Source organism: Nocardia uniformis NBRC 13702, assembly GCF_001613345.1.
In the GTDB taxonomy this organism is placed as follows: Bacteria; Actinomycetota; Actinomycetes; order Mycobacteriales; family Mycobacteriaceae; genus Nocardia; species Nocardia uniformis.
Window position 1 is genome coordinate 93,812 of record NZ_BDCE01000061.1, and the last position, 8,165, is coordinate 101,976.

Consider the following 8,165-nt stretch of genomic DNA (forward strand, 5'->3'; position numbering starts at 1 on the left):
TGACGGTAACCGTTGACGACCGAGTCACCGCGGAGATGCCGAAACTCCCCTGTTCCCGACTCTGGGACGAACCGGTCCACGCAGCCGCGGATTCCGAACCGCGCAGCGAAACAGACCGCAATTCAACAGTATCCGAAACACGCGCGTCGAAATTTATTGGACCGCAAGAGCTTCCGGTCATTCACACGGGGGTGCAGATGATTCAAGCGTGAGTATCTCGCTCAGATTCTGGTTGTCCGGTCACGAGTTCCATCCGATGAGGAGGTTCGATTCCAATGTCTGCATTCGCGTTGTTCTTGGTCGGGGTTGGTGTGGGTAGCGCGACGCTGTGGCTGTTCCAGACATGGCGCACCACAACCGACGAACCATCCCGCCCCCACCAAGGGCGCGACCCGGAGCGCTGGTCGGTGCAACGCATCGCGGCCCGTATCGCAGAAGAAGAACGCACCGCACCGCGCCCCCGCCATCACGCGCGGGTAGCCGACCCGACCGCTGGCGCTCGGCCGGTTACGGGCTGGCCCACTATTGCTTCGGTCGGTTGAGGCGATGGATCCGATGTCCGTTCTGATCGCAGCCGTTGCTGCGAACCGTATCGACTCCGATCGAATGATCGACCAGAGGTGCCGTACCTACTGGGAGCGATTCGCGTTGCAGGCTTTCCGGTGTCCGGATCACGATCACATCCTGGCGGCGACCGGTTCTCACACGGCTGGCGTGGTCGCGCCGCGTCCACTCGCGGCGGCGGCATACCGGTTGTTGGGCGTCGGGGCGGTTCCGGTGTTCGCGGTCGGTCATGACCGGTGGGTGTTCATCACGCAGGGGGTACCTGATGCACCCACGGCGAGACAGTTGTCGTTGTCGGTGTTCAGGTACCCGATCGTGCCGATTCTTGCGCCCACACCGCTGGCGCTGCCCACCCCCGGCTTTCGTCTGCGCAGTTGGCTGCACGTTCCGGACGGCCCCGTTCGTCCCCCCGTAACCACGGTGGTGGCCGCGCTCCACACAGCGGCCACCCGACTCGGCTCATCGCCGCTCAGGAGTTGACCATGTCCGAGACCGCACACGATGCCCCGCTGCCACATTCCAATCTGTTCGTCAACGCCGAGGGCACGCTGGCCGAATACCTGTGCTGCGCCGAACCATTGGGCATGACCACCCAGCGCGCCCTCCAGTTGCGCGACCTCCACGACGGCCACTCCCTCCACTGCCGAATCCTCACGACGGCGGAACTCAATCTGCCTTGACCCGCAACTGAATGCACCTACATCCACCCCGCTGCCTGTGAGAAGGACATTCGCCATGCTGCCGCAACGCAAGCCACCCTCGTCGCCTCGGCCCAAGGCTCTGGGATATCTGAACCGTGACCGGATTCCGGTCGGCGTCGCTCCCGAGTCCGTGGGGTGCACTAGCCGAGCTTGGGCCGAAGAGCAGGGTTACCTCTGGGGAGGGACGTACCTGGCCGCTTCCGACGACGCCCAGGCCGTCGCGGCCCTGACGCGTGCAGCGGCCCAGCCCGACGTCGAGGTGATCGTCGTTCCCAACTCCGGCCACCTCCCGGCGGGCCAGCACGTGATCATCGCCGGGGATCGGCACACCCGCGTGATCGCCGTACGATAAGCGCCCACAGCCGGGACCCTGGATTTGTCCCGATTCCTCCTGCCGCCGATCCAGTCGATCCGGCTACCAAAGCGAGGCTCGATAGCCAGACCGACCGCTTTGCCTCTAGCCTCGGTACGATTTATCGGGTTGGCAACGGCGCAGATCCCGTTGAGCCCGAGCAGTTCAGTAGGACATCGCCCGAGTTCGATCGGATTGACCGGTGTGGACGGCGACGGCAATCCCGTCCACGTCGACGTCCCCGCAACCGCGGACACCGTCACTACCTTCGCCAACCCGGACCAGGACAACGGCAACACACTGAGCCAGGATCTGAGCAACGGCAGTACGGCAATCGGGAACGTCGGTGGCGCCGCGCAAGGTGGCGCCGACAAAACCCCTCAAGGCAGCCACTGGGCCCCGGGAAGCGGTCCCACGCTCACACCCGAGGAGGCAGCCCGTGCCGCGAAACTGGCGAAGGGGCTGACGGTCGTATCGATCGGTATGGAGGTCGGCTCGGCAGTGACCGATCTGGCGAACGGCAAACCGCCAGGTGAGACCATAGGTAAGAGCGGCGGCGCGATCGGCGGCGGCTGGGCCGGAGCCGCCACTGGCGCGGCCATCGGCGGCGCCGTGGGCGGACCGGTCGGCGCGGTGATCGGCGGTGGCATCGGTGCCTTCGCAGGCTCCACATACGGAGCCAAGGCCGGCAAATGGCTCGGAAGCTTGTTCGACTAGAAAGGCGAGTGATCAATATGGAAATCTTCGCGGCACTCACCGCAGTGATCGCCCTGGGCGTCGGCGTCTTCTCCGCCCTCGACGCCGAACGAGGACACCCACGCCGAGCCACCGCCACGCTGACCGCCGCGCTAACGGTGGGCGCGGCCGCGTTATGCGTCCTCGCTCCCGCCGACATCCGAGCGGGCATCGTAGTCGGCACGCTTGTCATACTGGCGACGCAGCTCGCTCCCACAAGCTCGCCCTACCGAGTCTCCCGGAGCTAGCCGGATGGCTGCAATCCTCATCACTGGGGCCGTGCTGATGGTCGGCGTCATCGGCTACGCGGTCCTGGCCGCCGATTCCAGGCCCTACAACCCGCGCATGTACTGGTGTTCGGCGGCGTACGCGGCGTTGTTGATCGCACCGCTGATGCCCTCACTGACACGGGCAATCGCGGCAGCGGGCGGTGTCGCCATAGGCGCCATCGTCCTCGCCCTGCGCTCGACACCATTCCTATCCCGCCGCCGCCCCGACGGAACACGCAAAGTCGGCCACAACGACATACACTGGCCACCGCGCTGGCCCGGCCGTCCCGCACCACGAGTGAACCGGTACGACAAGCGAACACGCTCCGCGGCGCACAGCACTGAAGACACAGAAAGCCCGCAATCCACTGAGGGAACGACGTGAACGTCATGGGCCGGAACGACCGTTAGCAACAGAACTCGGTGACGCTGCTGGAACGGGCAGCTCCCGGCCTCAACACGATCCCTCCGGCCTTACGGCTTCAGGTTCCGACCGAACCTGAGTTGTCACACGCCGTTCCGACCTGACATCACTCGGGTTCCTACGAACGATGCTTCAGTTCTGATGAACCCGAGCAGGTTAGTACGACATCACTTGGGTTTGGTCTCGCTCCGACCATCCACGAGGTACAGACCAGGGGTTTGCCTGATTGCGCGGCGCGTTATGGCAGGTTGAAACGGCTTCGGGATTTCTGAAGAGGTCTCATCAGGGCCGACGTTTCACCGCGTGTGCTGAAGCCAAGACCGGTGCCACATCGGTAGGGATCCTTGCGCGCCAGCCAGTGCTCAGAAATCCTGGGTGCCGGATTCCGCGCCGATGTAGAGCCGCTCCGACCCCTCCTGTGACCGAACATCTCCGATCAGGACGGGGGTCGGGGAGCAGATCCGCCCGATCCGGCGCTAAGCGCGCGAATCATCGAGCGGCGTTGACCTACAAGTGATTTCATGTCGTGGTGACCGATGAGGGCGGCTACGGCCGGTTTGGGGCGTTGTCCCGTGTTGAGCTGGAGAGGTTCTTCTACCTCGATGACGAAGACCGGAAGCTGATCGCGGGTCGGCGGCGGGACTACAACCGGTTGGGATTCGCGCTTCAGGTCGTGACTGTCCGTCAGCTCGGAATGTTCCTGGCCGATCCGCTCGACGTGCCGCCCGAACTGATCGAATATCTCGCCGAACAGTTGGCTATCGAGGACTCCTCGTGCGTGAAGCAGTACACCGACCGGGACAAGACCAAACTCGAACATGCCTGGGAGATCCAGCGCGAGTACGGATTGACCTCCTACAGCGAGGTCGAGGCGGAGTTGGCGGCCTGGGTCGCGGACCAGGCGTGGGTGAGCGGTGACGGACCGAAGGCGATGTTCGCCGGCGCGGTCGATTGGCTGCGCAAGCGCCAAGCGCTGCTGCCGGGTCCTCGGACGTTGGAGCGTTTGGTCACCGATGGACGACAGGCCGCTGATCAGCGGTTGTGGAGTGCGCTGACCGATCCAGTGACTGCGCAGTCCGCGTCAGCGCTGCTGGCGTTGCTGGATGTGCCCGAGGGCAAACGCCGCGTCAGCGAGCTGGAACGGCTTCGCCGGGGCGTGTTCCGGGCCAGTTCCAAGGGGATGGTGGCCGCGCTGGACCGCCTGGGCGACCTCATCGCGCTGGGCGGTCATTCCTTGGATGTGTCGATGGTTCCGCAGCGTCGGGTGATCGGTTTGGCCACCTACGGGTTGTCGAGCAAGGCTCCCGCGTTGCGCCGTCTCGAGCCCCGCCGCAATCGGCTGGCGGTCATGGTCGCCACGGTGAAAGTGCTCTCGGGCAGAGCGACCGATGATGTGCTCGAGTTGTTCGACCTGTTGATGGTCACCGATCTGATGTCCAAGGCCGAACGCGAGTCGCGCGAGGAGAAGCTGCGCCGATATCCACGGGTCTCGCGTTATGCGGGCAAGCTCGCGGCGGCGGTGAGGGTGCTGTTGGAGATGACCGAGATCGAACCGGACCTGAGTTTGGAGATGATGTGGGATCTGATCGAGAACACCGCGACCAAGAGTGAGTTGCGTGCCGCGGTCGCGGTGATCGACGAGCTCGTTCCGGTCGATGACGCCGAACTCAACGAGCAGCGCCTCGAAGAGCTGGCCGGTCGCCTGGCCACGGTGCGGGTGTTCCTGCCCCGGCTGATGCGGACCGTGGTGTTCGGGGCCACGGCGGACGGTGCGCCGGTGTTGGTGGCGATGAAGACCCTGGGCGAGCTGATGTCGACGAAGTCGAAACTGCCCGCGAGCTGGCTCGATGCCCGCCAGGTCGATCACGACCTCATCGGCGGTGGGTGGAAGCGTCTGGTCTACCGGGAAGGCCGCCCGCCCGAGACGGTGGACCGCGCCGCGTACACGCTGTGCCTGCTCGAGCAGTTCCACCGGCATCTCAAGCACCGCAACATCTTTGCCCCGCAGTCGACGCGGTGGCGCGATCCGCGCGCCCAGCTGTTGGCCGGGCCCGCGTGGGAACAATCACGCGAGGCCGGGATGAACGCGTTGAACCTGCCCGAGGATCCGGGAGCATTGCTCGCCGAGCATGCCGCCGCGGTCGATACCGCCTACCGGGAGGTCGCCGCGCGGTTGGACAGTGACGGTCCGGCGAGCGTCGATGAGGACGGCCGCCTGCACCTGGCCGCGTTGAAGGCCGAGCCGGACCCGCCGTCACTGGTGGATCTGCGGCGCCGAGTCGAGGCGATGGTGCCCGAGATCGACCTGCCCGAACTGGTTTTGGAAGTCATGTCCTGGGTGCCCGGATTCACCGAGTCGTTCACCCACGTGTCCGGCAACGGTGCCCGTGTCGCCGATCTGGGATTGTCGGTCGCCGCGGTGCTGTGCGCCAACGCGATGAACGTGGGTTTCAAACCGGTGACCAGCCCCGGTGTGGACGCGCTGACCCGTGACCGGCTGCACCATGTCGACCAGAACTACGTGCGTTCGGAAACGTTGACCGGGGCCAATGTCGAGCTGATCAAGGCCCAAGCCTGGATCGAGTTGGCGCAGCTGTGGGGTGGTGGACTCCTCGCGTCGGTCGACGGCATGCGGTTCGTGGTGCCGGTCCGCACGATCCACGCGCGACCGAACTCGAAATATTTCGGCCGTAAGCGGGGCATCACCTGGTTGAACATGCTCAACGACCAGTCCGCCGGCCTGTCGGCCAAGGTGGTGTTCGGGACGCCGCGCGACTCGCTGAACTTCATCGACGTCGTGCAGCTCCAGCAGGGCGGGAAGGTCCCCGAAGCGATCATCACCGACACCGGCTCCTATTCCGACATCGTGTTCGGTCTGGTGCATTTGATCGGCAAGCAGTATCGGCCGCAGTTGGCGAATCTGCCCGATCAGCGGTTGTGGCGGTTCGATACCCGCGCGGACTACGGCCCGCTGGATCAGGCCGCGCGGGGACGCATCGACACCGACAAGATCACCGCGCACTGGGAGGACATGTGCCGGGTCGCGGTGTCGATCAACGCGTGTGAGGTCTCCGCGCACGACGTCACACGCATGATCTCCCGCGACGGGAACCCCACCCCGTTGGGCCAGGGGATCGCGCACTACGGGCGGATCTTCAAAACCCTGCACATCCTGCGCCTGGCCGATGACGAACCGTATCGGCGCGAAGGCAAGGCCCAAGCCAATCTGGGAGAGGGCCGCCACGATCTGGCGCGGCGGATCTACCACGGCAAGAAGGGGGAGATGACCCGCACCTATTACGAGGGCATGGAAGATCAGCTCAACGCGCTCGGATTGGTGCTCAACTGCACGGTGTTGTGGAATACGTTCTACACCAACCGTGCCCTGGAACAGCTACGCGCCCAAGGCTATCCGGTGCTCGACGCCGACGCGGCGCGGCTGTCGGCGTTCATCCGCACTCACATCGGCATCGACGGCCACTACGCCTTCCACCTTGCCGATCTCGGCGGAAAGTACCGGCCGCTACGCGATCCTGATGCCCACGACGACGAGTAACGGTGTCGGTGGGCGGTGGCAGCATCATCGGGTGAGGCCGGTGTCTGGTCCCCTTCGGACCTGGTCGATGGGGCGGGGGCTCCGGAACTGTGGCCGGGGCTCCCGCCGCGTGAAGCACCACAGTCGCCGATTCAGGCCCGAACTCCGGCGCGGTGGGCGAGTTCGCGCAAGGGGGTGCGACGGTCGTGGTCGAGTAGTTCGGCAACGACTTGCCGCAGCAGGGTCTGGTACTTCACCCATTCGGGTCCGCCGATGTTCTCCGCGGTCAGCAGACCCAGGGCCTTGCGGTGTTCACCGATCCGCACCAGCGCCGCGGCCCGGTCGGTGAGGTGTGCCGGGCCTAGGAGACCGGATTCAGGCCGGACCCGCCGTGAGGCATGGCGCGGGCCACGGTAAGAGCCGAGAACGGAACTGGCCGCCACCGAGATTCCGGTGGCGGCCAGCTATCACGAATTCATGTGGCTACGCGGTGTCGCAGCGCCTGGTCAGCGTTCTCCGGTGCCGTGTGGCGGCAGAATGGCGAAATCGTCGCGTTGGGATGTGACGCCGACCGGACCCTGGGTGGGGACTTCGCCCGGGGCTTGGCCTGCCTGGGCGTCTTCTGCGAACTCGTGTGGTGTGGTGGGTTTGCCGTCCGGCACGATCGGGTCGGCTTCCCAGTCGTGGTCGGGGTCATCCTGTGGGTGCTGCACCATTTCGCTCCTGTTGGTCTGTGCGCCGTGTCGGTCGGCGGTCGACGGTGTCGACGAGGATTGGCTCGACGCGACGAACACGCCGAGACCGACGAGTACGAACGCTGCGGCGGCGGTCCCCGCGACCAGGTATTTCTTCATTGTGGTCATCCGCCCTCCCGCCTGGCTAACTTCAGGCACGCTGGTGTTCACGGTACGCCGTCCCTCGATCACGGGGGAGGCGGCAGAGTGCCTCCTCGGGCATCGATGGCGTAGGGATCCTGGTTGATGACTCGCATCAGTGCGTAAAAGGTGCCGAGTTTACGTCCGCTGGTGATGTTCTGGTCGTGGTTGATCATGCACACGCTGTAGCCGCGCTGATCGCTGCTGGAACCCAGGTCGGGCACATGGCACTCGGGGTTGAAGGTTCGTCCCGGGCCGCCGGAGGTCGCGGCTCCTTCGGTGCTGGACGCGAATGGATACTCATCGCAGCTGCGGCCGTCGACCTTGCGGGCATCCGACACCGGACCGCGCTTGGGACAGGCGGTTTGCCGGTTGATGTCGATGCTGTTGCGGTCGGCCTGCCGGTGAAGCGGCCGACCGGCGACACCGGGCAGCCCTGAACCGATCGCGGCCTGGATGTGACCGGTCTGTTCGGCGACGTCAGCGCCGATAGCGAAGGTGGGTGTATGACTGGCGACGACACATCCCTGCTGCCAGTTGCCTTGGTTGTTCTTGATTGTCGTGTCGCAACGCATTTGGTTCATCGTGATGGTGTCGGAGTTCGATTCGCTGATGTTGGGTGCGTTGTTTCCGAACCAGTACTCGATCGACATCGTTCGTGCGGCGATGTCGTGGTCGGCCATGTCGTGTTCTTTCCACTTGACCACGAA

General features: G+C 65.1%; 9 protein-coding genes. 6 read left to right on the top strand and 3 right to left on the bottom strand.

All coding sequences use genetic code 11. The features are described 5' to 3' along the window. The first annotated feature begins 275 nt into the window (after positions 1–275). From NU1_RS41670 to NU1_RS22455, 6 genes are all read left to right on the top strand, one after another. Positions 276–542 (top strand): hypothetical protein, encoded by a 267-nt coding sequence (locus NU1_RS41670; protein WP_157552818.1) that lies wholly within the window; start codon positions 276–278, stop codon positions 540–542. Positions 543–1,046: 504 nt separating this feature from the next. After that, positions 1,047–1,244 carry a hypothetical protein gene (locus NU1_RS22435; protein WP_067523782.1) on the top strand — a complete coding sequence of 66 codons (198 nt, stop codon included), beginning with the start codon at positions 1,047–1,049 and terminating at the stop codon, positions 1,242–1,244. A 37-nt stretch (positions 1,245–1,281) separates the two neighbouring features. After that, a complete protein-coding gene (locus NU1_RS22440; RefSeq protein WP_157552821.1) occupies positions 1,282–1,617 on the top strand; it encodes a hypothetical protein in 336 nt (111 codons plus the stop codon). A 204-nt stretch (positions 1,618–1,821) separates the two neighbouring features. Beyond that, positions 1,822–2,334: a glycine zipper domain-containing protein gene (locus NU1_RS22445; RefSeq protein ID WP_371859828.1), complete on the top strand. Its 513-nt coding sequence runs from the start codon at positions 1,822–1,824 to the stop codon at positions 2,332–2,334. Positions 2,335–2,342: 8 nt separating this feature from the next. Then, complete coding sequence (locus tag NU1_RS22450; protein WP_067523785.1) at positions 2,343–2,600, top strand: hypothetical protein; 258 nt, start codon at positions 2,343–2,345, stop codon at positions 2,598–2,600. Between the two features lie 974 nt (positions 2,601–3,574). Further along, entirely contained in the window at positions 3,575–6,601 is a 3,027-nt protein-coding gene (locus NU1_RS22455; RefSeq protein ID WP_067523804.1) for a Tn3 family transposase, read from the top strand. A gap of 131 nt (positions 6,602–6,732) precedes the next feature. Here the strand turns inward: NU1_RS22455 and NU1_RS41675 are convergent, their stop codons facing one another. From NU1_RS41675 to NU1_RS22465, 3 genes are all read right to left on the bottom strand, one after another. After that, on the bottom strand, positions 6,733–7,023 hold the full coding sequence (locus tag NU1_RS41675) for a hypothetical protein (RefSeq protein WP_157552824.1): 291 nt from the start codon (positions 7,021–7,023) through the stop codon (positions 6,733–6,735). Positions 7,024–7,086: 63 nt separating this feature from the next. Next, entirely contained in the window at positions 7,087–7,443 is a 357-nt protein-coding gene (locus NU1_RS22460) for a hypothetical protein (RefSeq protein WP_157552827.1), read from the bottom strand. Positions 7,444–7,502: 59 nt separating this feature from the next. After that, positions 7,503–8,165 (bottom strand): NucA/NucB deoxyribonuclease domain-containing protein (locus tag NU1_RS22465; RefSeq protein WP_218027850.1); only part of this gene is annotated, 663 nt, incomplete at its 5' end.